20 protein-coding genes and 1 pseudogene are annotated in these 23,715 nt (G+C 43.8%); 10 read left to right on the top strand and 11 right to left on the bottom strand.

Going from position 1 to position 23,715, the window contains the following annotated elements; genetic code table 11:
* Window positions 1–77: 77 nt before the first annotated feature.
* Complete coding sequence (locus AB4307_RS02260) at window positions 78–284, bottom strand: DUF1127 domain-containing protein (RefSeq protein ID WP_017063291.1); 207 nt, start codon at window positions 282–284, stop codon at window positions 78–80.
* A gap of 103 nt (window positions 285–387) precedes the next feature.
* Here AB4307_RS02260 and AB4307_RS02255 point away from each other — a divergent pair, with 103 nt between their 5' ends.
* From AB4307_RS02255 to AB4307_RS02225, 7 genes are all read left to right on the top strand, one after another.
* The gene (locus tag AB4307_RS02255; RefSeq protein WP_372130959.1) at window positions 388–1,344 is read left to right on the top strand and encodes a LysR substrate-binding domain-containing protein; all 957 of its coding nucleotides are present in this window, start codon (window positions 388–390) and stop codon (window positions 1,342–1,344) included.
* A gap of 39 nt (window positions 1,345–1,383) precedes the next feature.
* Window positions 1,384–1,599: a VF530 family protein gene (locus AB4307_RS02250; RefSeq protein WP_372054898.1), complete on the top strand. Its 216-nt coding sequence runs from the start codon at window positions 1,384–1,386 to the stop codon at window positions 1,597–1,599.
* 237 nt (window positions 1,600–1,836) lie between these two features.
* On the top strand, window positions 1,837–2,475 hold the full coding sequence (locus AB4307_RS02245) for a response regulator transcription factor (protein WP_102319915.1): 639 nt from the start codon (window positions 1,837–1,839) through the stop codon (window positions 2,473–2,475).
* A gap of 171 nt (window positions 2,476–2,646) precedes the next feature.
* Window positions 2,647–3,231 (top strand): hypothetical protein, encoded by a 585-nt coding sequence (locus AB4307_RS02240; protein ID WP_372054894.1) that lies wholly within the window; start codon window positions 2,647–2,649, stop codon window positions 3,229–3,231.
* An 88-nt stretch (window positions 3,232–3,319) separates the two neighbouring features.
* On the top strand, window positions 3,320–4,000 hold the full coding sequence (locus AB4307_RS02235) for a fimbrial biogenesis chaperone (protein ID WP_102319913.1): 681 nt from the start codon (window positions 3,320–3,322) through the stop codon (window positions 3,998–4,000).
* Between the two features lie 10 nt (window positions 4,001–4,010).
* A complete protein-coding gene (locus AB4307_RS02230) occupies window positions 4,011–6,401 on the top strand; it encodes a fimbria/pilus outer membrane usher protein (protein ID WP_372054892.1) in 2,391 nt (796 codons plus the stop codon).
* 3 nt (window positions 6,402–6,404) lie between these two features.
* On the top strand, window positions 6,405–7,259 hold the full coding sequence (locus AB4307_RS02225; protein ID WP_102319911.1) for a hypothetical protein: 855 nt from the start codon (window positions 6,405–6,407) through the stop codon (window positions 7,257–7,259).
* Window positions 7,260–7,491: 232 nt separating this feature from the next.
* On the opposite strand, the gene fusA is transcribed toward AB4307_RS02225, so the two are convergent.
* Both fusA and radA read right to left on the bottom strand, forming a co-directional pair.
* Window positions 7,492–9,579 (bottom strand): elongation factor G, encoded by a 2,088-nt coding sequence (fusA, locus tag AB4307_RS02220; protein WP_017058825.1) that lies wholly within the window; start codon window positions 9,577–9,579, stop codon window positions 7,492–7,494.
* Between the two features lie 235 nt (window positions 9,580–9,814).
* Entirely contained in the window at window positions 9,815–11,194 is a 1,380-nt protein-coding gene (radA, locus tag AB4307_RS02215) for a DNA repair protein RadA (RefSeq protein WP_372130957.1), read from the bottom strand.
* 161 nt (window positions 11,195–11,355) lie between these two features.
* On the opposite strand from radA, the gene AB4307_RS02210 reads away from it, so the two are divergent.
* Window positions 11,356–13,701, top strand: coding sequence for a PilZ domain-containing protein (locus AB4307_RS02210; protein ID WP_372130955.1), 2,346 nt, complete (start codon window positions 11,356–11,358; stop codon window positions 13,699–13,701).
* Between the two features lie 122 nt (window positions 13,702–13,823).
* On the opposite strand, the gene serB is transcribed toward AB4307_RS02210, so the two are convergent.
* Entirely contained in the window at window positions 13,824–14,804 is a 981-nt protein-coding gene (gene serB / locus AB4307_RS02205; protein ID WP_371721146.1) for a phosphoserine phosphatase, read from the bottom strand.
* Window positions 14,805–14,913: 109 nt separating this feature from the next.
* Here serB and AB4307_RS02200 point away from each other — a divergent pair, with 109 nt between their 5' ends.
* Window positions 14,914–15,525, top strand: coding sequence for a YtjB family periplasmic protein (locus tag AB4307_RS02200; RefSeq protein ID WP_076655999.1), 612 nt, complete (start codon window positions 14,914–14,916; stop codon window positions 15,523–15,525).
* 127 nt (window positions 15,526–15,652) lie between these two features.
* On the opposite strand, the gene deoD is transcribed toward AB4307_RS02200, so the two are convergent.
* From deoD to AB4307_RS02165, 7 genes are all read right to left on the bottom strand, one after another.
* On the bottom strand, window positions 15,653–16,372 hold the full coding sequence (deoD, locus tag AB4307_RS02195) for a purine-nucleoside phosphorylase (protein WP_017063285.1): 720 nt from the start codon (window positions 16,370–16,372) through the stop codon (window positions 15,653–15,655).
* 65 nt (window positions 16,373–16,437) lie between these two features.
* The gene (locus tag AB4307_RS02190) at window positions 16,438–17,658 is read right to left on the bottom strand and encodes a phosphopentomutase (protein ID WP_136977832.1); all 1,221 of its coding nucleotides are present in this window, start codon (window positions 17,656–17,658) and stop codon (window positions 16,438–16,440) included.
* 76 nt (window positions 17,659–17,734) lie between these two features.
* The gene (gene deoA, locus AB4307_RS02185; RefSeq protein ID WP_017063283.1) at window positions 17,735–19,063 is read right to left on the bottom strand and encodes a thymidine phosphorylase; all 1,329 of its coding nucleotides are present in this window, start codon (window positions 19,061–19,063) and stop codon (window positions 17,735–17,737) included.
* 223 nt (window positions 19,064–19,286) lie between these two features.
* Window positions 19,287–20,063 (bottom strand): deoxyribose-phosphate aldolase, encoded by a 777-nt coding sequence (gene deoC, locus AB4307_RS02180; protein WP_010436196.1) that lies wholly within the window; start codon window positions 20,061–20,063, stop codon window positions 19,287–19,289.
* Window positions 20,064–20,583: 520 nt separating this feature from the next.
* Window positions 20,584–21,846, bottom strand: a complete 1,263-nt coding sequence (locus AB4307_RS02175) for a NupC/NupG family nucleoside CNT transporter (RefSeq protein WP_017058833.1) — start codon at window positions 21,844–21,846, stop codon at window positions 20,584–20,586.
* A 204-nt stretch (window positions 21,847–22,050) separates the two neighbouring features.
* Window positions 22,051–22,863: a TatD family hydrolase gene (locus tag AB4307_RS02170; RefSeq protein ID WP_372130953.1), complete on the bottom strand. Its 813-nt coding sequence runs from the start codon at window positions 22,861–22,863 to the stop codon at window positions 22,051–22,053.
* Window positions 22,844–22,999, bottom strand: coding sequence for a DUF5363 family protein (locus AB4307_RS02165; RefSeq protein WP_017066983.1), 156 nt, complete (start codon window positions 22,997–22,999; stop codon window positions 22,844–22,846). Before AB4307_RS02165 ends, AB4307_RS02170 begins: the two co-directional genes overlap by 20 nt.
* Window positions 23,000–23,164: 165 nt before the next feature.
* On the opposite strand from AB4307_RS02165, the pseudogene AB4307_RS02160 reads away from it, so the two are divergent.
* Window positions 23,165–23,715, top strand: a pseudogene (locus AB4307_RS02160) (hypothetical protein); the annotation flags it as partial.

The raw sequence follows: 23,715 nt of genomic DNA, 5'->3' as shown, positions 1-23,715 counted from the left end.
GTAACGTAAACCTGCCGACACCGACAAAACTATGTTGAGTTAAAGCAACGTCGAGTTAAAAGCTACGTTGCCTTGAATCACTCCCAAAATGACTTCTTCAGTTCTTTCTCGACTTGTTCCGACGTAATCCCGATATCTCTAAGTAAATAATCGGGTAGCTCAGACAGTTGCTTTCTGGTTCTACGATTTTGAAAGTACAGGCTTAATTTAGAATAGAATTTCTTAATTGATAATGATGACAAAAATGAATGGTTGGTATTTGCTGTTGCTGTGATCGTATTCATAGCCTTTCTCCTGTTGATCTTTTGCTTTGTTGTGGTCAATAATCAACCAGCAGAGCAACGTCGACAAACGATAGATACTGGCATTCAGTTAAGGAAAACTAATGTGAGAGAGCGTACCCCACCATTCCAAGGGATCTACTATTTTTATACGGCAGCTGAAACAGGCAGTTTTAAGCTGGCAGCAGAAAAGCTATTTGTCACAGCCGCAGCAGTCAGCCAACAAATTCGCCAACTTGAAGAGTGGTTAGGCGCAGATCTGTTTATTCGCCAACACCGAAAAATAGTATTAACTCATGAAGGCGAAGTACTGTACCTACAAGCGAAGAAAGGCTTTGCCCATATTCAAGATGGGGTCAGACAAATAAACCAGGACCCTAATCCCACTCAGCTGTCGATCTCGACCGTTCCATCTTTTGCCCAGCATTGGTTGGTGCCAAGGATTGGGGATTTCAGAGAGAGACACCCAGATCTTTCTATGTTGATTGAACCGACCAATAAGCTGATCACCTTTGAGGATTCGAGTATCGATATCTGTATACGCTATGGGCACGGTAACTACCCAAATCTAGAGTCGCGCTGGCTAATGGATGAAGTGTTATATCCTGTTTGTCATCCGCTCTATCAGGAGAAGTATGGAATATACAGTGTCGAGGACCTGCACAAAGCCGAGCTAATTGAAGACCGATGGCCAGACATGGATTGGTCAATATGGCTTAATGAAGTAGGCGTTGAAGGCGGTCACACCACGTTGCAGTTTGATGGCTCTCACTTTGTACTAGAAGGGGCACTCTCTGTTCAAGGAGTCGCTTTAGTCAAACACAGCTTGGTGTATCGATACCTGCAAGAAGGGAAGCTAGTTAGAATTGGTCATACAGCGCTAAGACCAAAATACAACTATTTCTTATGTGCGCCACCGGGATACTTTCATCGCGATAAGATTCAACGCTTCTCCAAATGGATAGAAACGCAGGTCTGTGAGTTTGGTAACAAAGGAAGGGAAATGCTCAATATCGTCGATACCGACTTCTCATTGAAATGGTCGGGAAACTCTGATGGCTAAGCTGATATACTGAGAGCAAATAAATGACGGGTAAATCTCATGACACAAGCAAATAACCCACTTCACGGTATCACGCTTCAAAAGCTGCTAACTGAATTGGTTGAACATTACGGTTGGGAAGAGTTGAGTTACATGGTTAATATCAACTGCTTTAAAAAAGACCCAAGCATTAAATCGAGCTTAAAGTTTTTGCGTAAAACAGATTGGGCACGTACCAAGGTAGAGCAAATCTACATCCAACTAAAAACTAGCTAGTCCCTACCTTTAACAAACGCACCATTTACGGTACTAAAGTATGAACCCATTGGTGCGCATTCCATTCAATTTTATTATTTTCCTTTGAAAATCAATAATTAAAACAAATAGCACATCCATTCCATTGAATAATGCTCAATCAATACTAATATTATTGAACCAGAGACAGTGGGATAACTCCCCATTAACCTAGCGATTAATAAAGATTTTGTGTATGAGTAAATAGAGAGGTCAATCATGGAAGTTGATTCTGAACTCGCGTTAGACATTCATGTCCTTACCCGCAATAATTCATACTATAGGGTGATAAAAGACCTACTTTCGGTATCTATTCCTAGCGCGCAAATCACTCATTCCCAATGCTTTGTGCAAGTACCGAAACTCGAACCTGAAACGGTTGTTTTATTTGATATTCAAACAATGCCATGCCCCAAAAGATACGGATTTATCCTACATGAACGAAACGAATTTTGGTTAGCAGTCAATGTGAATGACAATACCTCTACAGTATGGCTAGAGAAAGGCTTTTCAGGGCAAGTCGGTCAGCACTTTGAGTTTATATCGAAAGCAATTTTATCTGTTTATCAAGAAGATATATGGTTCCCAAGGTCAGTGTTAAATAAGCTGGTTTCTTCCTATCAAAGCAATGAGCCTAATTATGAATCAGCTTGCGAAAATATAATCAATTACAAAGAGTTAACTAAAAAGGAAAGGGATACCTGCACATTGATGCTAAAGGGGCTTTCAAACTCTCAGATTGCATCTCAGCAGCACGTCAGTATCAATACAGTGAAAACTCACTCATCAAACTTACTTCGTAAATTAAACTTACGATCGAGATATGAACTTCTTGCTCAAGTAAAAAGCGCTAACTAGGTAGCAACAAGGTTAAATCAAAAGAAAAATGAATTATGACAAAACTCATTCTAAACTCACCCTATGCAAACGATATTTTTCACTCCATGTGATGAGGTTTGACTAACCGTTCCCTCGTAGTCTTTAGAGGCGATGCACAGATATGCATCTTAACTAACGAGGGATTGAGTTATGAAAAAGTTACTTCTTGCTACTGCTGTAGCAGCCGCTTCACTTTCTTTTGGCGCTTCTGCGGTTCAATTTAATAATGCTGTGGACTTTACGACACTGAGTAACACGGACCAAAAAACGATTCGAATTGAAGGCCGAGTTCCAAAACGCTGTCTACTGCGAATAGGTAAGAAAGATGTGAAGAATAACGTTCTACGCAAAGCGAACAAAGTGCACGAGGATTCATGGTCCAATGGCTTCAACAATAAGGAAGTTTTGGTAGGTAACTTGCGTGCATGGTGTAACTACGGAACTGATTTGGAGTTTTCAGTAACAGCTTACCAGCTAAACGGCGTAACCAAGCACAATATGAGTGAAAAAATTAACTACGCAGTGAAAATTGGTTCAGATACGGTGGCGAACACCGAAAACGACCATGGCATGGAGGTAACGGCGTCGCCAATTCCATCATTGGGCGAACACTTGGTGAACAAAATCAACAAGCATCCAATTTATGTACAACCTGAAGATTCAGGCTTTGCACGAGCAGGTAAATATAAAGGTAAAATCAAAGTGAGTCTTGCTGCAGCAGGTCCAGCAAGCTAATAACCGAATGACGCTTTATGGATAATGTCTTTTAGGCAAGAAACTTGGCTCGGTTCTCGAGCCAAGTTTATTTTATGGAGAAATATCAATGACTAGGATTATAACTCTTCTATTTTCTTTATTGTTCAGCTCAGCCCTTTTCGCGTACGAAGTCAGCCCAATCTATCTAGAACTTGATGATGTTGGTCGAAATGCACAAGGCTTGTATAAAGTGACTAATGTGGAAGAAGAACCAATCCTCTTAGAAGTAAATGTCTATCAAACTGATTTTTCTACTGGCGAAGAAATTTTAACACCATCGGAAGATGAGTTTCTCGTCCTTCCACCTCAAGCTAAAATTGACGGGCAAAAATCTCAGACTTTCCGCGTACGTTACATGCCAACAGGACCTATAAAACAAACCGTCACCTACCGTATCGTCTTTTCGCAAATTGAACTAGAAAATCAAATTGAGGAAGATGACGACAGTTCTATTTCCATGTTATTAGAGTTTGCGACTTTGGTTTTTGTCTCTCCCACATCCAGTAAATCAATTCCAACTACTACACTCCAAAATCGCCAGGTTGCTATCCGTAACGATGGCAAACGAGTACTGAACATGAATGGTATGGAGTTCAGCTTCTCTGGTGACAAAGCAAACAAAACGGTCGATTGGGAAGTATTAAGTAAAAAGACAAGCGCTTACTTAATGCCAGGAACAACCGTCAAGTACACCTTACCAAGTGAATTAGGGCAGCCAGAGAAAGTTTCTGTTAAAACAATAGACTAGTGAGGTTTTCATGAAAAATCTCATTTTATGTCTCACTCTCATTACTGTTATACAAACCGCGCTCGCGCAAAGTTGGTTGTTCCCATTCCCAGTAACTTGGGGGGAAAACACTATCGGCGAAGTAAATGCGTATTCTGATGGTATGACTGTTGGATCCATTAACGTAGAACAGCTTGTGCAGGCAACTGAAAAGCTGATCAACCCTGAGACATTGGTGGCGCTACGAAATTTCTCCGAAGAGTACATTACGATAGAACAACTGAACCATATGGGTATCAGTGCAACCTTCAATTCCTCCGATCAAAATATTAACCTAGTTATTGATGAAACCGCTGCTGCTGAGTTTTTGCTTTCGTTTGGTAGCAAATATGAACCCGCCCAATACTCAGAAAGCGCTTTTTGGACAATGCAAAATACATTAAATGCCAGTACTGACTACTCCTTGTTTAACGACTCTAATACAGAGGACACCCAAACGTGGCTTGGTGAATGGTTATTAAAAACCAATATTGGCGGCGTTCGAGGCGCTAATATTGACATTTCCGGTTTTGTTACTGGTGGTAACGATATCAACTCTGACGTCTATCGTGGCGAAGCTCGTCTTTTCTTCGATGAACCGACAACCCCTTTTCGACTTACCTTTGGCGATGTAACCCAAGCAAGTGCCGGACACCTTCCTAGTACACCTCTCGGTGGACTTGCTTTTGAACGTTTGTACCAAGACTTACAACCTACCCGGAATATCCAAAATGGCGGAACTCAACCACTGGTACTGAATGAGAGTGCTGATATAGAAGTCTATATTAACGACGTTTTTCTCACTGAAATTCGCTTACCTCCAGGTCGATATACACTAGACGACTTGCCTCTCGTTTCTGGTACCAATGATGTTCGGTTGGATATTAGTTATCAATCAGGTCGAACCGATACCATCGTTTATAGCCAGTTCTTTAACTCGCGTTTGTTACGCGAAGGTATTTCAGATTTTGGATTCTACTCTGGTTTAACGTCGACGATTGAAGATAACAACTTTAAGTATGACGACGAGCAATGGGTAACTTCTGGTTATTATGACTATGGTATTAGCGATACCTTAACAGCCGGTGCAAACGCTTTGTATCACCCTGAAGGACAGCAACTAGGCGTGATTGCAACAATAGGTTCTGATTGGGGGAATTTAGGCGTTAGAGCTTCAGCACAAAACAACAAGCCCAATAACGATACAGGTAGCATCTACAGCTTAGATTATTCCCATCAACTATGGGGAACAGACAGTTATGGCTCCCCAAACTTTCGCCTTGGTAGTGAATACCAGGATAATTATTTTGCACTACCCTGGCAGATTGCAGATGCGAGTACTGGACTTCGTGTCTTTTCAAACTACGTTTTCAGTATTACGGATAACCTTAGTTTAATCCTGAGCGGTGACTATCGTGATTTTGAAGAGGCTGAAGTGCAATGGCAGGCTTCTACTGAAGTTGCTTGGCAATTTTATAATATATCACTCTCTGCTGGTATAGAGAAAGAAGATAACCCAAATGAAAACATTGACGAAACCCGTTTTACTTTTTCAGCAGATTGGGACTGGAACTCTGACAATGGAGAATACAATGCAAATATATCCTACTCCAACGAACCAGATACCTATCGAGCTCAATTTCAACGCCCATCAGAGGACTATACGGGCAGTTATGGCTATGCGATGACTGCTGAAGGCGAGAGCGACTCTCAAACTTACTCTTTCGAGGGTAATTATGTGGCAAACCGTTTTATCACAGATGCTAAGGTTTCTCACCTAGCATTTGATAACTCAGCAAACTACCAAACCGCTTCTTTACGAGCAAGTACAGCGCTTACCCTGGCTGACGGTAACTTAGCTTGGTCACGTCCCATCAATGGTCCAGTGGCAATTATTGCCGTTCATAACTCGTTAGATGCTGATGTAGAAATTAATGCGGTTGCAGATGATCCTGCAGAAGCAATATCTACCTATACTATTAGTAATGCCGTTCAGTTGTCTGGAGGGCACCAATTGTCCAGTATCTACATTGATGTGCCAGACGCACCGATAGGTTATGACTTTGGCGACCACGAGTACAGCATTACGCCAGGATCACAAACAGGCCATCTAATAAAAATCGGATCGGCAGCATCGAAAACCATCATTGGTAAAATTGAGATCGGACAAGAAAAACCATTAAAGCTCTTCCAAGGTCAGTTGGTTGGACAACAGAAAACGTATGAATTTTTCACTAATCGATCAGGCAGGTTCGTTGTGGAAGGCGTTGCACCGGGCAACTACACCATCGTCATAGATGGCTTTAGCCCAACAAAATTGAACGTCCCAGAAATCAATGACAACCTGATTTATCTACCAACTTTACTTATTAAAGAGGGATAAACCATGAAACACTTTCTAAAGATCTCAGTGTTCGGTTTAGCCATGTTATCTCAACCAATTTGGGCCGCCGAATGCAATGGCAAGTGGATGCTAAACATCGACAGAAGCAATGTTGAATTTAAGCGAGATTTAGGCGCTTATATTCCTGTTTATTTAGAGTTGTCACGTGATATTCAGAACTGTCGATTCCCAATGGCCATAGTATCGGTCAACAATAAACAATCTAGCTACTTAAGTTCAATTGGAACGAATTTGCCCCTTACTATTCTGGACAAGAACTTCCGTCAATTGAGTCACTTTCCTAGCAAAGGTTTTCAACTACCTCTGGATAATAGCCAAAGGACGAAGTTTTGGATAAAGGTACCAGAAGCTAAAGTAGCAGCATCTGGTAACTATAACGGACTTCTTGAAGCCTCTATTTCCTTAGATAGAAAGCAAGAGACCAAAAATGCCAAAGTTAAACTCAAAGTCCCAGCGTTTGTAGCTTTCAACTCAGTGCCAAATGCGCCACACGTTCAACGTTCAGGGAGCTCAGGTTATCGCTTCCAACTTGGTGATCTTGAATCTAACCGCACCTACCGTTCTGATTTTGATCTTCTTTCAAACTCGAATGTAAGGTTAGTTGTAAAGCAAAAATATGGAGAGTTAAAGCAGAAGTCGGAACCCAATATCTCGATCCCATATACGTTGCGATTTAATAATGCTTTGGTAAACCGGAAGTCAGTTTATACCTTCTCAAACAATGATGAAACCAAGCGTTGGGGGCTCCCCCTTGAAGTAATGCTAGGTAACATAGACTTTGCGAGAGCTGGTAAATATCAAGATACGATAACGGTTGAAGTTAAAGCTATGCCATAGATACACGTGATGAAGAAACCTACGGTTTAGTCAGTGGACAGCTAAAAATATTAACGAACACCGTATATGGCTCTACCACTATCCTATGAAAAGAAATTAATGCATCACTGTAACTTTAAGTTTTTGGATATAAGCACTTAAGATAAGAGAGCAGAATTAGTTTTGTTGAAAATAAAAAGCCCCGCAAGCTTTCACTTGCGGGGCTTTTTTAGCTAATTGAGAAAAGGGCTAATTACTTACCAGCTTCTTTTTCTGCTTTAACTTTTGCAATCACTTCGTCAGCAACGTTAGTTGGACATGGTGCGTATTGTGCGAATTCCATAGAGAATTGGCCACGACCAGAAGTGATAGTACGTAGGTGACCGATGTAGCCGAACATCTCAGAAAGAGGTACGTCAGCTTTAATACGAACACCAGTTACGCCAGCTTGTTGATCTTTGATCATGCCACGACGACGGTTAAGGTCACCGATAACATCACCAACGTGATCGTCTGGAGTGAACACGTCAACGTTCATGATTGGCTCAAGAAGTTGCGCGCCAGCTTTAGGCATAGATTGACGGAATGCGCCTTTCGCTGCGATTTCAAATGCGATAGCAGATGAATCGACTGCGTGGAAACCACCATCGAAAAGTTCAACTTCAACGTCTAGAGTTGGGAAGCCAGCTAGTACGCCGTTTTCCATCATAGATGCGAAGCCTTTCTCAACTGCAGGCCAGAATTCTTTAGGAACGTTACCGCCCACAACTACAGAGTTGAACTTGAAGCCAGAACCTGCTTCGCCTGGTTTGATACGGTAATCGATCTTACCGAATTGACCAGAACCACCAGATTGCTTCTTGTGCGTGTAGCTATCTTCAATTGCTTGAGTGATAGTTTCACGGTAAGCAACTTGAGGAGCACCTACAGTTAGGTCAACGCCGTATGTACGCTTAAGGATATCTACCTTGATGTCTAGGTGAAGTTCACCCATACCTTTCAGGATAGTTTCGCCAGTCTCTTCGTCAGTCTCAACTTGGAAAGATGGATCTTCTGCAACCATTTTACCGATAGCGATACCCATTTTCTCAGAACCGCCTTTATCTTTTGGAGATACAGCGATTGAGATTACTGGAGTTGGGAATACCATTGGCTCAAGCGTTACTTGGTGCTTAGGATCACATAGAGTGTGACCAGTTTGCACGTTCTTCATACCAACGATCGCAATGATGTCACCAGCTTGTGCGCTAGTTAGTTCGTTACGGTCATCAGCTTGCATCTCAACCATACGGCCAACACGTTCAGTCTTGCCAGTGAATGAGTTAAGAATCGTGTCACCTTTGTTCAGTTTACCAGAGTAAATACGAACGAAAGTTAGAGCACCGAAACGGTCATCCATGATTTTGAATGCAAGCGCTTTGAAAGTCTCATCTGTAGAAACGATAGCGTGTTCGCCAGTTTCTTCACCGTTCTCATCCATTAGAGGCTGAGGGTCAACTTCAGTTGGTGCTGGTAGGTAATCTACTACAGCATCAAGGATAAGTTGCATACCTTTGTTCTTGAACGCAGAACCACAGAACGTTGGGAAGAATGCGATATCACGAGTACCTTTACGGATACAACGCTTAACGTCTTCAATAGAAGGCTCTTCACCTTCCATGTAAGCTTCCATTAGGTCATCGTCTTGCTCTACAGCAGTTTCGATTAGCTCTTCACGGTATTGCTCAACGTCATCAACCATGTCCGCTGGAACATCTTTGATTTCGTAGTTTTCAGGAAGACCAGTGTCATCCCAAACGTATGCTTTACGGCTTAGTAGGTCTACAACACCAACGAACTCGTCTTCACGGCCGATTGGTAGAACCATTACTAGAGGAGTTGCACCTAGAACGTTTTTAACTTGGTCAACAACGTTGTAGAAGTCTGCACCCATACGGTCTAGTTTGTTAACGAAGATCAGGCGAGATACTTCTGATTCGTTAGCGTAGCGCCAGTTAGTTTCTGATTGAGGTTCAACACCACCAGAACCACAGAATACACCGATACCGCCATCAAGAACTTTAAGAGAACGGTATACTTCAACTGTGAAGTCAACGTGTCCAGGAGTATCGATAACGTTTAGACGGTGATCGTTCCAAAAACAGCTTACAGCTGCTGATTGGATAGTAATACCGCGCTCAGCTTCCTGTTCCATGAAGTCAGTCGTTGATTCGCCATCATGTACTTCACCAGTCTTGTGGATTTGACCAGTTAGCTTAAGGATACGCTCAGTGGTAGTTGTTTTACCCGCATCAACGTGCGCGAAAATACCAATGTTTCTGTATTTCGATAAATCTGCCATTGTCTTACTCTGTTAATAGGATATAAAATGCGCGCAGAGTATATCACAATCTGTGAAGACTGATAGCTTTGCATGCATTTGGGACTAAAAAACTTTGCCTTTTTCTAACATATAGAAAAAGGCAATCTGTAGAAACAATCTAAATGATTGTTTAGTTTAGTGCTAATCTAAAGCGCAATTGGCGTTTTAAGTTAGACTGAATTTCTGCTGTATAGAGTAGCTGAAGTGAGCTCAATTACAACTCATCAAAAGCATTAATTGCTTCTGATAATTTTTTCACGCCGTGGATCTGCATTCCAGGAATACCACCTTTAGGCATGTTAGCCGCCGGTACAATCGCTTTCTTGAAGCCGTGTTTAAATGCCTCATTAAGACGCTCTTGCCCACTTGGTACCGGTCGAATCTCACCCGCTAGGCCTACTTCTCCAAATACCACCACATCTTTTGGCAATGCGCGATCTCTGAAACTTGAAAGTAGAGCCATCACCAACGCAAGATCAGCACTGGTTTCGGTTACTTTAACACCACCGACGACATTCACAAACACATCTTGGTCAGCCATTTGTAAGCCGCCGTGTTTATGCAGCACCGCTAATAACAACGAAAGTCTGTTCTGCTCTAGGCCGACAGCGACGCGACGTGGGTTAGCCAGCGGTGAATAATCCACCAGCGCTTGGATCTCAACAAGCAATGGACGAGTGCCTTCCCACACAACCATCACCGAACTTCCCGAGGTTTCTTCTTCACCACGAGACAAGAAGATAGCGGATGGGTTGCTGACTTCTTTTAGCCCTTGGCCTGTCATCGCAAACACACCCAGTTCATTCACTGCACCAAAACGGTTTTTGTGGCTGCGTAGCGTTCTAAAACGGCTATCGGTTCCGCCATCTAATAAAACAGAACAGTCAATAATGTGCTCAAGTACTTTTGGCCCTGCTAAGGTGCCGTCTTTAGTTACGTGTCCAACTAAGAACACAGCAACGTTATTCTGTTTTGCGTAGCGCGTTAATGCGGTTGCCGATTCACGAACCTGTGCAACACTGCCCGGAGAAGATTGAACATCCGCAACGTGCATAACTTGGATCGAGTCGATAACCATGATCTTAGGTTGTTCTTTTTCTGCAACCTGACAAATCTTATCTACGTTGGTTTCAGAGAGCATCTTTAGGTGCTCTTTTGGTAATCCAAGTCGAGAGGCGCGCATTGCAACCTGCTGTAAGGATTCTTCACCTGTTACATAAAGAGTCGGCAGTTGAGAAGAGAGCTGACACATGGTCTGCAATAGTAATGTTGATTTACCCGCGCCTGGGTTACCACCAATCAGGATCGCAGCCCCAGGGACAACACCACCACCGAGTACGCGATCGAGTTCTTTGAAGCCACTACTAAAGCGTGGTACTTCTTGTAGATTAATTTCAGATAATGTCTGAACGCTCGATTCTGTTACTGCACCTGCATAACCAGATAATCTTTCATTGCGCGCTACTTGAGGTGAAGCGGCTAACCTAACTTCTGTAATCGTGTTCCAAGCACCACATGCGTTGCACTGCCCCTGCCAACGTGGAAAGTCAGCACCACAGTCATTACACACATAAGCTCGTTTTGCCTTAGCCATAAAACCTCAATAATTTACTCAGTTACACAATGATGTTGTCAATTTGTGACTTATTTGACCGTACGGGTGAAAATAAACGTTGCAGTCATACCACTTATACTTAAAGATCGATTTAAACTAGTCGATAACATAAATGCACCGTCCATTCTAACAAGAAAAGTATGCAGCAATCTGAAATTCTATCTGTAGCAGAACGTCTTATCCCGGCCTACCACGCCGAAGATTTCGAATTCCTTCTTTCTCAAATGACAGAAGGCGAATCTCCGTCTCTAAAACTGCTGGTTAAAATGGAACTGAATCGTATCATGGCTCCGTGTACAAAGAGCATTGATTTACGTGGGCGCATTGATAATGAATGTCGTCAGTTCACGTTAGACGGCCGTAAACACTGGCTAGATGACATCGCGTTAAACGCGTATCAACGTGGTACAAAAAAGTTTAAAGGTTACACAGAAGGCGCATGGGAGTTAGTAATGACTCCGCGAACTCAGCCTCTGAGCGTTGTTAAAACATCTTCTCAAGGTAACCTCGACATTACTAGCGCCAATAGCCCGTATGAAGCGGAAGCTATTAACCTAGGTTACGACTTAAAGCGCCAAGAGAACAGACTCAAGATTAGCTCGCAGATCGAGATCACCACATCGAAAGGGCAAAGCCTACATGGTGTAACGGTTGATATCTCCCCGTCGGGTGCAAAGTTCAAAGTACCGAGCGCCTTTCGATACAACCTCGGCGAGATCATCAGCGTTAAGTTCTCAGAGCTTATCGAAAAGTCCCAAGAAAACGATGTTAACCAAGCGGTTGAATTTCGTGTTTTGGGTATCGACGAATCTTATGAGAACAACGCGGTCAAATTTCTAAGAACCATCAAGGTAAGCGACAACAATATTGTGGCTCGCTTACTCGATGAGTCTTTAAATAGCACCAGTAAGAAAACCAGCCATGAGAATCAAGATAGGATTATTCGAACTCGTACTCGAGGAATCGAACATACCTATCTAAAGCATACTTGTAACCTACCCCTGTTTTTCAGCGGCAGCGAACTAAAGCTTGCCCTACTGACGGATAACAACCATCCATTATGGCAATATTGGCACGACGAACGAAATCAACAAGCGCTGGGTACCCTGTTCAACGAGCAACGTATGAACCTGTTGGCGAAACCAGGAGTGAAGGGAACCAGTAACGTTATCTACTCTTTTACCCATGAACACCAAAACAAGACCTTGTTCTATTCAATGATGCTGCCTGAAGCCTCTCGTGAACAAAGACAGCTGTTCTGGCACATCGGTGGCAAACGTAAAAGTTGGAAGGCGTTCAAGTTCTCGGTTTTCGAACTTTCAGACACTGAGCGACAAGCATTAGCTAAACACTCGGAAACGCTGGCTCAAAGCTCAGCTCAACTGACGCATTGCGGAATCTTGCAAGAGATTGGCGATCACGAAAGTGCGGCGGACTATCTTCTGAGTGAAAAGCCACGCATTCCAAGCAGTGAATTGAACCGCTTCCGTCACCCGCGTACTGTCGTCGGCAATATTCAAAGCATCTACTTTGACTCTCAGACTCGTCGTAAAGAGCCGAGATACCAATTTAAGTCACCGTTGCAACTTACATCACAAGATGGCGCAGCGGCGAACGGACACACCTTAGATATTTCGAAGCGTGGACTGAGCATTAGCCTTGAACACCCAATGGTACTCAAGATTAATGATCCGGTATTAGTGAACTTCAATGAACTGCAGCTCTATGACAAGAACCTGCCACTGAGCACAGTGCCTTACCACGTAATTCGAGTGAGTCCGAATGGTCGCAACGTGCAGTTGGTTATTGCCGAGAACGCCAAGACAATGCGTACCATCGCTTTCCTTAATGGGCTTATCGATCAAAACCAAAGTAAGCTGATTAAGAAGCAAGAGATACTGCCAACACATTCGCTACTCGAATCACTGCACAACATTTTGTTGAGCAAGATGGTCAGTAACCCAATATTCATTGATAAGCCAAGTTCAACGCTGCGCTGTAAGATCATTGGTGTGAATTTCCCACTGAATAAGCATCTAACGTTACTTGCTAAACTTGGTCACAACCAAAAGTTCTCACTCGAGCCAATCTTCAAGGGTCACACCAACTCACTGTTGGCTGAGCCACTAAAAAGAATTGAAGGTGCGGAGCCTAAGCATCATGACGTGTACATTGCTGCAGTGAAGTTTGGCGACAAAATCCAGTCGGTACACACCAAGTTGGTCAAAGACTTCGCCTCAGCAAAGGAACGCATCTTATTCATCAAGAAAGCGCAGCACTTAGGTGATGTGTATGTATTGCGAGTCACCACGGCACCTATCTTTAATCCGCTAACGAGTTTATTCCAGTCGGATTTAGAAGAGCTTTCACGCATCAGTATGCATCAAGCTAAGAAGCTAGAGAATGAGGTGACGGCGTTTATCGGTTATGGCGAGATAGAGGACATTACCGATGAAGTGCTGATTCGATTGGAGCTAACACGCTAGCCTCGAGTGGCGTATTAACTTAAGCATGAAAATTGAAAAAGCAGGCTGATAGCCTGCTTTTTTTGTGTCTGAGCCACTATTGCTAAATAAGATACATAGCCAATAGCACTTAGGTAGAGCCCCTAAGGTTTCGCTTGCCAGCTGATCTTCTGTTGCTTAGCCAATACACCCGACAAGATACACAGCACACCGCCTAAACCTGCGTAACGAACAGCAGTTTGAGCTTGCTGCTCTACTTTTGGTTTTGCGTGGTAGGCAATGCCTAAACCTGCAGAGCCCATCATCACCAAGTCATTGGCACCATCACCAACGGCAACGGTATTATGTAGTTCCAATTCGTACTCTTCAGCCAACTCTACCAAGATATCCGCTTTGGTCTGCGCCGAAACAACATCGCCTAAGACTTCACCCGTCAACTTACCGTTGACGATCTCAAGCGTGTTTGATTGAGCATGGTCTAGATCAAGGGTATCTTTCAGGTAGTCAGAGAAGTAAGTAAAACCGCCTGATGCAATCGCTGTTTTCCAGCCAAGCTTATTTAGAGTATTCACCAGCCCGACCAAGTCTGGCATGAATGGCAATGACTGACGCACTTGCTCTAATATCGACTCATCCGCACCTTTCAGTGCTCCTACTCGTTGGCGCAGGCTCTGTTCAAAGTCGAGCTCGCCTTGCATTGCTCGTTCTGTGATTTCAGAGACTAACTCTCCCACTCCAGCTAGCTTGGCAATCTCATCAATGCATTCAATTTGAATCGCTGTGGAATCCATATCCATCACGATCAAACCTGGCTTAGATAAGTCTGGGACCTCGCTAAGGCAAGCATAATCAAGCTTTAGCGCTTGGAGGATTTCTTCGTGTGCTGGCGTTAGATTGCCTGACATCAAAGCCACTTCATAATGCCCAACCTTCCACGTATCGAGGATGGTGTTGTAAGTGCCAGTGAAAAAGTCGATGTCATCGAAAGATTGTGGAGATAGGTACTCACCAAACACAATCCAATTGGCCTTGGATTTAGCGAGTTGAGAAGCGAAACGAGTCTCGGGGAGTCGAGTTAATAATGTCGTATGCCTTTTTATCGGCAGATATTTCTGATCGTCCATGTGTATGATTCCTAATTAACTATGCTAAACGTTAACCTATTGCAATTTGAAAACGCAAGTCTCAATATGTCTTAATCATAACATTTGTTTATTTCAGGCTTCGTTAAACATGAATGAATCATTGTTCTCAATACGTAACGCTTTACGAATGCTAGCCCTCATTTTGTTGGCTACCATGTTCGTTGTAACGATTAAAAATACGGTCGTGATCAGTAAAGGTAACGAGAAGATCCAAGCAAAACAATTGGAAACTCTTACCAAGCTGCTTATCTCTCAGGCATCACTTTCAGCCAGCAAGATGATCACGCAACAAGACCAAGAGCGATTGCTTGATCTGACTAACCAGCTATCTCAAGACCGACTGGTGTTCGATACCACCATCTATGATGCAGAGGGTATTCGACTGGCTTCGAGCGAAAAAGCCCTCTCGGTACGTGAGGTTCTTGGCTTAGATACACCACTTTCAACAGCAAGTATCGGCAGACAACAGTTAGTTGAACCTATTTATTCTCCAGAGAAAACGATCATCGGCTTTATTCGAGTGACTTTTGAAACCGGTAAGATGACGGCGATTTCTGATCACCACTACCGCAAAAGTGATCGCTACATGATCGGTATGGTGTTGATGGGGTTTGTGAGTGGCGTGTTGTTCATCATGCTGATTCGCAGAAGACCAACTAAGTCTGGTGAGAACTTACTATTGAAAAATGTAAGCTCATAAACACACTAGGCTGACAATAAATACTAGACTCAGAATAAGTACAGCAATCCAATAAAAAGCCCCGACGCTCAGGCAGCAACGGGGCTTTTTGTTATCTGTTAACTTATCAAGCTAAGACAAATCAAGATTATTCTTGGTCACCAAGCAACACTGAGTCTAGTGCGATAACCATCATGTCGTTGAAAGTCGTTTGACGTTCATCTGATGTCGTTTGCTCACCAGTCTTGATGTGGTCAGAAACAGTACAGATCGTTAGAGCTTTTGCGCCGTATTCAGCACATACACCATAGATGCCAGCCGCTTCCATCTCTACGCCAACAATGCCGTATTTGTCCATTACTTCGAACATCTCTGGATCTGGCGTGTAGAACAGCTCAGCCGAGAACAGGTTACCGACTTTTACGCCGACACCGAGAGCTTTGGCTGCATCTTCTGCCGCGCGCACCATTTTGTAATCCGCAATCGCCGCAAAGTCATGATCTTTAAAGCGAATACGGTTCACTTTAGAGTCAGTACATGCGCCCATGCCGATCACCACATCACGCACTTTGATATCTTCGCTCACTGCACCACAACTGCCCACACGAATGATCTTCTTCACACCAAAGTCTTTGATAAGCTCAGTCGCGTAAATAGAACAAGATGGAATGCCCATACCGTGTCCCATTACCGAAACCTTACGACCTTTGTAAGTACCGGTGTAACCAAACATGTTGCGAACGTCGCACACTTGAACCACTTCTTCTAAGAAGGTTTCAGCGATGTATTTAGCACGTAGCGGATCGCCTGGCATTAAAACTACGTCAGCGAAATCACCCATTTCAGCATTAATATGTGGAGTAGCCATTGAAAATATCCTTAATCTCAAAACAAAAAAAGAAGAGAGAAGTTTCCCTCTCTCTTCGTTAACTATTATAGAAAGCTTGTACCGTGTCCCATTGGCGATGTACCAAAGTATGACGCTAAGCTTTGACCGATATCAGCAAATGTATCGCGACGGCCTAAAGAACCGGCTGGAACCTTCTGACCGTAAACAATCACAGGGATGTGCTCACGAGTATGGTCTGTACCTGGCCATGTCGGATCACAACCGTGGTCAGCAGTTAAGATAAGCACATCGTCTTCTTTCATCATATCGATGATTTCATTGATGCGACCATCGAAGTACTCAAGTGCCGCTGCGTAACCAGCAACATCACGGCGGTGGCCGTAAGCTGAGTCAAAATCAACGAAGTTAGTGAACACGATAGTGTTGTCGCCCGCTTCATTGATCGCATCTTTGGTTGCTTCAAATAGCGCAGGGATACCTGTTGCTTTGGTTTTCTGAGTGATGCCACAACCCGCGTAGATATCAGAGATCTTACCGATTGAGTGAACGTTACCGCCCTTCTCATCAACCAACTTCTGAAGAATGGTAGCTGCAGGTGGCTCAACAGAAAGGTCACGACGGTTACCAGTACGTTCGAATTGACCTTTACCTGGGCCAATGAACGGACGAGCGATAACACGACCAATGTTGTAATCTTCTAGCTCTTCACGAGCAATCTGACAAAGATCTAATAGGTTTTGCAGGCCGAATGTCTCTTCGTGACAAGCGATCTGGAAAACAGAGTCTGCAGAAGTATAGAAGATTGGCAGACCAGTCTTCATGTGCTCTTCACCTAGGTTATCTAGGATTTCCGTACCAGATGAGTGGCAGTTACCCAAGAAACCAGACAGGCCTGCACGCTCAAGGATGCGGTCAGTCAGTTCTTTTGGGAAGCTGTTCTCTTTGTCGGTGAAGTAGCCCCAGTCAAACAGTACAGGAACACCTGCGATTTCCCAGTGACCTGATGGCGTGTCTTTACCAGAAGACAGCTCAGCAGCGTGACCGTAAGCGCCAATGATCTCAGCGTCTGCATCCATACCAGGAGCAAAACGACCCGTAGACTCTTTGTGAGCCATCGCTAGACCTAGCTTAGACAGGTTTGGCAGTGCCAGTGAACCTTTACGATCTGCATTGTCTGCAAGACCTTGGTCACAATGATCTGCGATGTGGCCCATAGTGTCAGAACCTACATCACCAAATTTGTCTGCATCCGCTGTTTCACCGATACCGAATGAATCTAAAACTAAAATAAATGCTCTTTTCATTTTCTTCACCAACTTATTGCTCTTTGCACCAGAACTCTGTTTATCGGTATACGCGAGGCATACCGATAACGGTTATTTACACGTCTTCAGAACGAATCTGACGGTAAACGTCTGGCGTTGCTGTATATTCTCCACCCACAGTGATTGCATTTTGTAATGCAGTTGCAGCTTCTTGCCACTGTTGTTCGTTGCGAGCATGAATCATTGCTAATGGCTTATCTTCACTTGCTACTTCACCTAGGCGAATGAAGTGATCAAAACCGACTGCGTAATCAATGCTGTCAGTTGCTACGCGACGACCGCCGCCCATACCAACCACAGCCATACCAATTGCACGAGTATCCATTGCTGATACCACACCGCTTTCTAACGCGTACACTGGCTTAATAATGTCTGCTTTTTCTAGGTAGTTATCGTAGTTCATTACGAAATCAACTGGACCACCAAGGCCCGCTACCATTTTACCGAAGCACTCTGCTGCCTTACCGTTATCCAGTACTGCCATCAGTTTTTCGCGCGCTTCGTCTGAGTCTTTAGCTAGGTTACCGAGCACCAGCATTTCAGCACACGATGCTAGAGTGATCTCTAACAAGCGAGGGTTACGGTATTCACCCGTTAGGAACTGAACCGCTTCACGAACTTCTACTGCGTTACCCGCTGAAGAAGCCAGCACTTGGTTCATGTCCGTTAGGATTGCTGTTGTTTTAGTACCCGCACCGTTTGCTACTGCAACGATAGATTTCGCTAGCTCTTCAGATGCTTCGTAAGTCGGCATGAATGCGCCTGAACCTACTTTTACATCCATCACTAGAGAATCAAGGCCCGCAGCCAGTTTCTTAGATAGGATTGAAGCCGTGATCAGCGAGATGTTATCGACTGTTGCTGTGATATCACGAGTTGCGTAAACACGCTTGTCAGCAGGAGCTAGATCGCCTGTTTGACCGATGATAGCCACGCCAGCATCTTTCGTTACTTCACCGAACACATCGTTGGTTGGTGTAATGTTGTAACCCGGAATAGATTCCAGCTTGTCTAGCGTACCGCCAGTGTGGCCTAAACCACGACCAGAGATCATTGGAACGAAACCGCCACATGCTGCCACCATTGGGCCAAGCATCAGAGAAGTAACGTCGCCAACACCACCAGTAGAGTGTTTATCAACGATTGGGCCATCAAAGTTCATGTGGCTCCAGTCAATCACCATGCCTGAATCACGCATTGCACACGTTAGTGCGATACGTTCTGGCATCGTCATTTCATTAAAAAAGATAGCCATTGCGAATGCGGCAATTTGGCCTTCAGAAACCGTGTTCTTAGCCACACCTTGAATGAAGAAGTTAATTTCTTCAGCTGTTAGGACTTCACCGTCACGTTTTCTGCGAATAATTTCTTGAGGTAGATACATTAGTGCCTCCCAAACTCTAGTGAGTATGGTTTGTAGGGAAAAGAGGTAATATGGAGTGGCTTGACGCCACTCCATCAAACAGACTTATTATGTTCAATACTCTAAATATTTGGCGTTGCAGTTAGGCGACCAGTGAGTTCATTCCTATGAGCATAGAGGCTCTATGTGATTAGGAGGAACTTACGCAGTCAACAACGCTGCGGTGTCAAATATGACGAGTAAATTAGTATGCTGCTGGATCAGCAGTCTGGTCTGTCACTTCTAATGTATTAAGAAGGTTAGTTAGTAGGCTTGAAGCACCAAAACGGTAGTGCATGTTGTCTGCCCACTCAGCGCCTAGTAGCTCATCAGCCATTGCTAGGTATAGTGCTGCATCTTCAGCAGTACGTACGCCACCAGCTGGTTTGAAACCAACTGTTTTAGCAACGCCCATGTCACGGATAACTTCAAGCATCATGCGCGCGTACTCTGGAGTCGCGTTTACTGGCACTTTACCTGTTGAAGTTTTGATGAAGTCTGCACCTGCTTCGATACAGATTTGAGAAGCTTTCTTGATTAGTGCTTCTTCTTTCAGTTCACCTGTTTCGATGATCACTTTAAGCGTGATGTCACCACAAGCTGCTTTACACTGTTTAACTAGCTCAAAGCCAACTTCTTCGTTGCCAGCAATAAGAGCACGGTATGGGAATACTACGTCAACTTCGTCTGCGCCGTACGCTACCGCTGCTTTTGTTTCTGCAACAGCAATTTCGATGTCGTCATTACCATGAGGGAAGTTAGTTACAGTCGCAATGCGTACTTCTGGAGTACCTTGCTCACGCAACGCTTTCTTAGCTGCTGGGATAAAGCGAGGGTAAATACAGATTGCAGCGGTGTTGCCTACTGCAGTCTTCGCGTCATGACAAAGCGCCACTACTTTTTCAGTAGTATCGTCGTCATTTAGCGTAGTTAGGTCCATAAGTTTAAGTGCACGTAGAGCTGCTGCTTTTAAATCGCTCATTTCTATCTCCGATCAATATATTCAAATAGTTAACTACTTCGCCCTCCATCCAGTATAGATGGATATTTTAGTAATGCTCAGTAGCCACAAATGAACGGACTTGGTTCCCTGAAGACTTGATAACTTTCGCTACCAATTGCAATCCTTGTCACCGCACAGTACCAGTTTGGTCTATGGCACAACAAATCAGTCATGTTGTGTCTAACATCTATAGCGTATCGCTAATTTTGGCTTAATCCCAGAAGAATAACGTTCGAGTTGATTTCGAGGTTACTTTCTTGCCAACAGAGACATCCTATCCCTTTAGCTTATACATTATAGGTATCCATCAATAAATTGTAGTGCTCCTTAGAACGCAAACGGTTTGTATCTCAAAAAAACATTCTAGACCCTACATCGAATCTAAGCATAAGCGCGTGCATATACTAAAAACGGCAGGCCTAAAAACAAAAAAGCCCCGCAGCAATTTCTTGCTACGGGGCGATATTATTATGGCGTCTATATATCGATTTCTAACTAATTAGAAAGACAGGAAGAAGCCAGCAATTGTTGCTGCCATCAGGTTAGATAGAGTACCAGCAATTACCGCTTTAACACCCATACGTGCGATGTCGTGGCGACGGCTTGGTGCAATACCACCTAGACCACCTAGAAGAATCGCAATTGAAGAAAGGTTTGCGAAACCACATAGTGCGAATGCGATGATAGCTTGAGTCTTCTCAGACATCACTTGACCAGTTGCTGCAACAACTTGAGCGTTTTCACCAACGTATGGTACGAAGTTTAGGTATGCAACGAATTCGTTAACAACTGTCTTCTGACCAATGAAAGAACCAGCGATAGTTGCTTCTTCCCATGGAACACCAATGATGAATGCTAGCGGTGCGAAGATCCAACCTAGAAGAAGTTCTAGAGTTAGGTTTTCCATACCGAACCAACCACCGATGCCACCTAGGATACCGTTGATTAGAGCAATTAGACCGATGAATGCTAGTAGCATTGCACCAACGTTAAGTGCTAGTTGTAGACCAACTGATGCGCCACCTGCTGCTGCGTCGATAACGTTAGCTGGTTTGTCATCGCCACCGTCCATTTCGTCAGCGATGTTGTCGTCTGGCGTATCTGTTTCAGGCTTGATGATTTTAGCGAATAGTAGACCACCTGGTGCTGCCATGAATGATGCTGCTACAAGGTACTCTAGAGGTACACCCATAGATGCGTAACCCGCTAGTACACCACCAGCTACAGAAGCCAAACCACCACACATTACTGCGAATAGTTCAGAGTTAGTCATTTTAGGAACAAATGGACGAACAACTAGAGGTGCTTCAGTTTGACCAACGAAGATGTTTGCTGCTGCAGACATAGACTCGGCGCGAGAAGTACCTAGAGCTTTCTGAAGACCACCACCAAGAACTTTGATTACAATTTGCATAACACCAATGTAGTAAAGTACAGAGATAAGTGCAGAGAAGAAAATCAGAGTTGGTAGTACTTGGAAAGCAAAGATGAAACCGATACCGTCAACTGAGAAGTTAACTAGGCTGCCGAATAGGAAACCAGTACCGTCTTTACCGTAGTCGATCACGTTTGCTACACCAGCAGAGAAACCTGCAAGTAGATCACGACCCCAAGGGATGTAAAGTACGAATGCACCAAGTGCGAATTGGATAGCGAAAGCGCCACCCACTGTTCTTAGATTAATAGCTTTGCGGTTGTCAGATAGTAGTACTGCGATTGCGATCAGTGCAACCATTCCGACTAGGCTCATAAACAGGCTCATAGTTTATGACTTCCTTATTAGTTATTTATTGGCGTGTTACAAAATGGGGCTATAAAGCGGAGGCAATTATACTCATGCGACCACTAATAAAGTAATGCCGTCCTCACACTTTCGTAGAAGATTCATGTACCATTCACACACAAATGTGACTCAAATCACAAGCTCAGTGCAATTTACGCAAACGATAAACAAAAACCTTCGATTTTATTCACATATACCGAATGCGCGATGGCTATTTTGCCAAATTTGCGCTGCAATCGATTGCTTTGGCTCTTTTCTAAGCAAAAAAAGTTCATTTAAGATCGTAACTAAATATTTGGAATGATTAACATTTCCTTGGTTTCCATACATGGGCATGTCCGGAGCATCCGTTTCCAATACCAGACATTCAAGGGGCAATTTTGCGATGGTTGTGCGTGTTTTTTGCGCTCTTGGGTAAGTTATCGTTCCACCGACGCCAATATAGAAACCGAGCTTGATCCACGCCAAAGCTTGCTGTTCACTCCCAGAAAAACCGTGAATCACACCACCTAAGGTGAACTTATGCTGCTTTATTAGCTCGATAAGTCGGTTGTAAGACTTCCTCTCATGGATGATTAAAGGCAGGTCAAACTCCTTCGCAAGCTCCATTTGTTGGATGAAAAAGCGCTCTTGTTTCTCTCGTTCAACGTCCACAAAAAAGTCGAGCCCGCACTCACCTATCGCGACACATTGGCTGTTTTTTGAAGCGAGTAATTGGCGAAGTTCCGAAAATTGTTCGTCATTGGCCGGTTCTAAAAAGTAAGGATGAAAGCCTAATGCGTAGTAAACATTGGGGTGAGATTGCGCAATTTTCTCAAGCTTATGCCAGTTACGTTGGCCGATAGAAGGGATGATTAACTTCTCGACTTGCGCTTGTTTCGCTTCTTTAAGATAGCCATCAATAGTTTGATCAGGTGTAAAACCTTGCTCAAACGCCTCAAAATCCGCGTGGCAATGAGTATCAAACAGCGGAAAGTCACTTATTTGCTGTGTCATTTTCCCTACTCTCCATTTGTTTCCCTTGAGGATCACGACGATAAGCAACACAACTGCGCTTGTTCTCAGGCGTTAAGCCAAGCTCTTCACACCACTTATCATATCTTTTAACCCAAGTTTTTATCCAACCCAACATACTTACCTCAAGTCTCAACCTAAAAAGCGCAAATGCATAAATTAGATTTATACATCAACACTAGCTGGCTATATTGTTGAAAATCTCACCACAGCGAATAATAAACGCACTTGCCAAGGAGGCATTGATAGCAAGACGCTCCATTCAATAACGAGATCCTACTTTATGAAAGCATCACTCTTAGCCATATCAATTTCTAGCGTATTAGCAGCACCTGCTTTTGCTTCTGCACCTCAAGTTGACGTAGAACTAGCAAACCAACAAACACTTCAACTTATTGACGAGCAGATGAACGCTATCGATGCTTCTGTTCAGTATAAGTTAAACGAACAATACGCGAATGCAACTCCGGGCACGACAGCCACAATCGATGACGTCACTTACGAAAAACAATCTAACGGTACTTGGGCTGCAGTTGGTGCCGCTTCTGCTGCATTGGTTGCAGGGCTTTTGAGCACGTCGTCTAGTTCCAATAGCGACAATGATGTGGATTATCTCCCACAACACCCAGACGTTGATGTTGACGCTACACCACGTTGGTCTCCTGAATTCGGTGAAGACCGTCCCGAGATGGAAGAGCGTGACCTTACAATTAAGATCATTAACGGCGAAATCCACGTTATCGACGAAAACACCAGTGAGTGGGTAGGTACTGTACAACGCAAGGATGGTGAGATCATTTTCCGTGGCAACGGCGACTTTGAAAAAACTCTAGT

Source organism: Vibrio sp. 10N.261.52.C2 (genome assembly GCF_041471425.1).
GTDB classification, from domain to species: domain Bacteria; phylum Pseudomonadota; class Gammaproteobacteria; order Enterobacterales; family Vibrionaceae; genus Vibrio; species Vibrio crassostreae_C.
The sequence above is the reverse complement of the archived record's forward strand: the minus strand, read 5'-3'. Positions and strand labels throughout refer to the sequence as shown.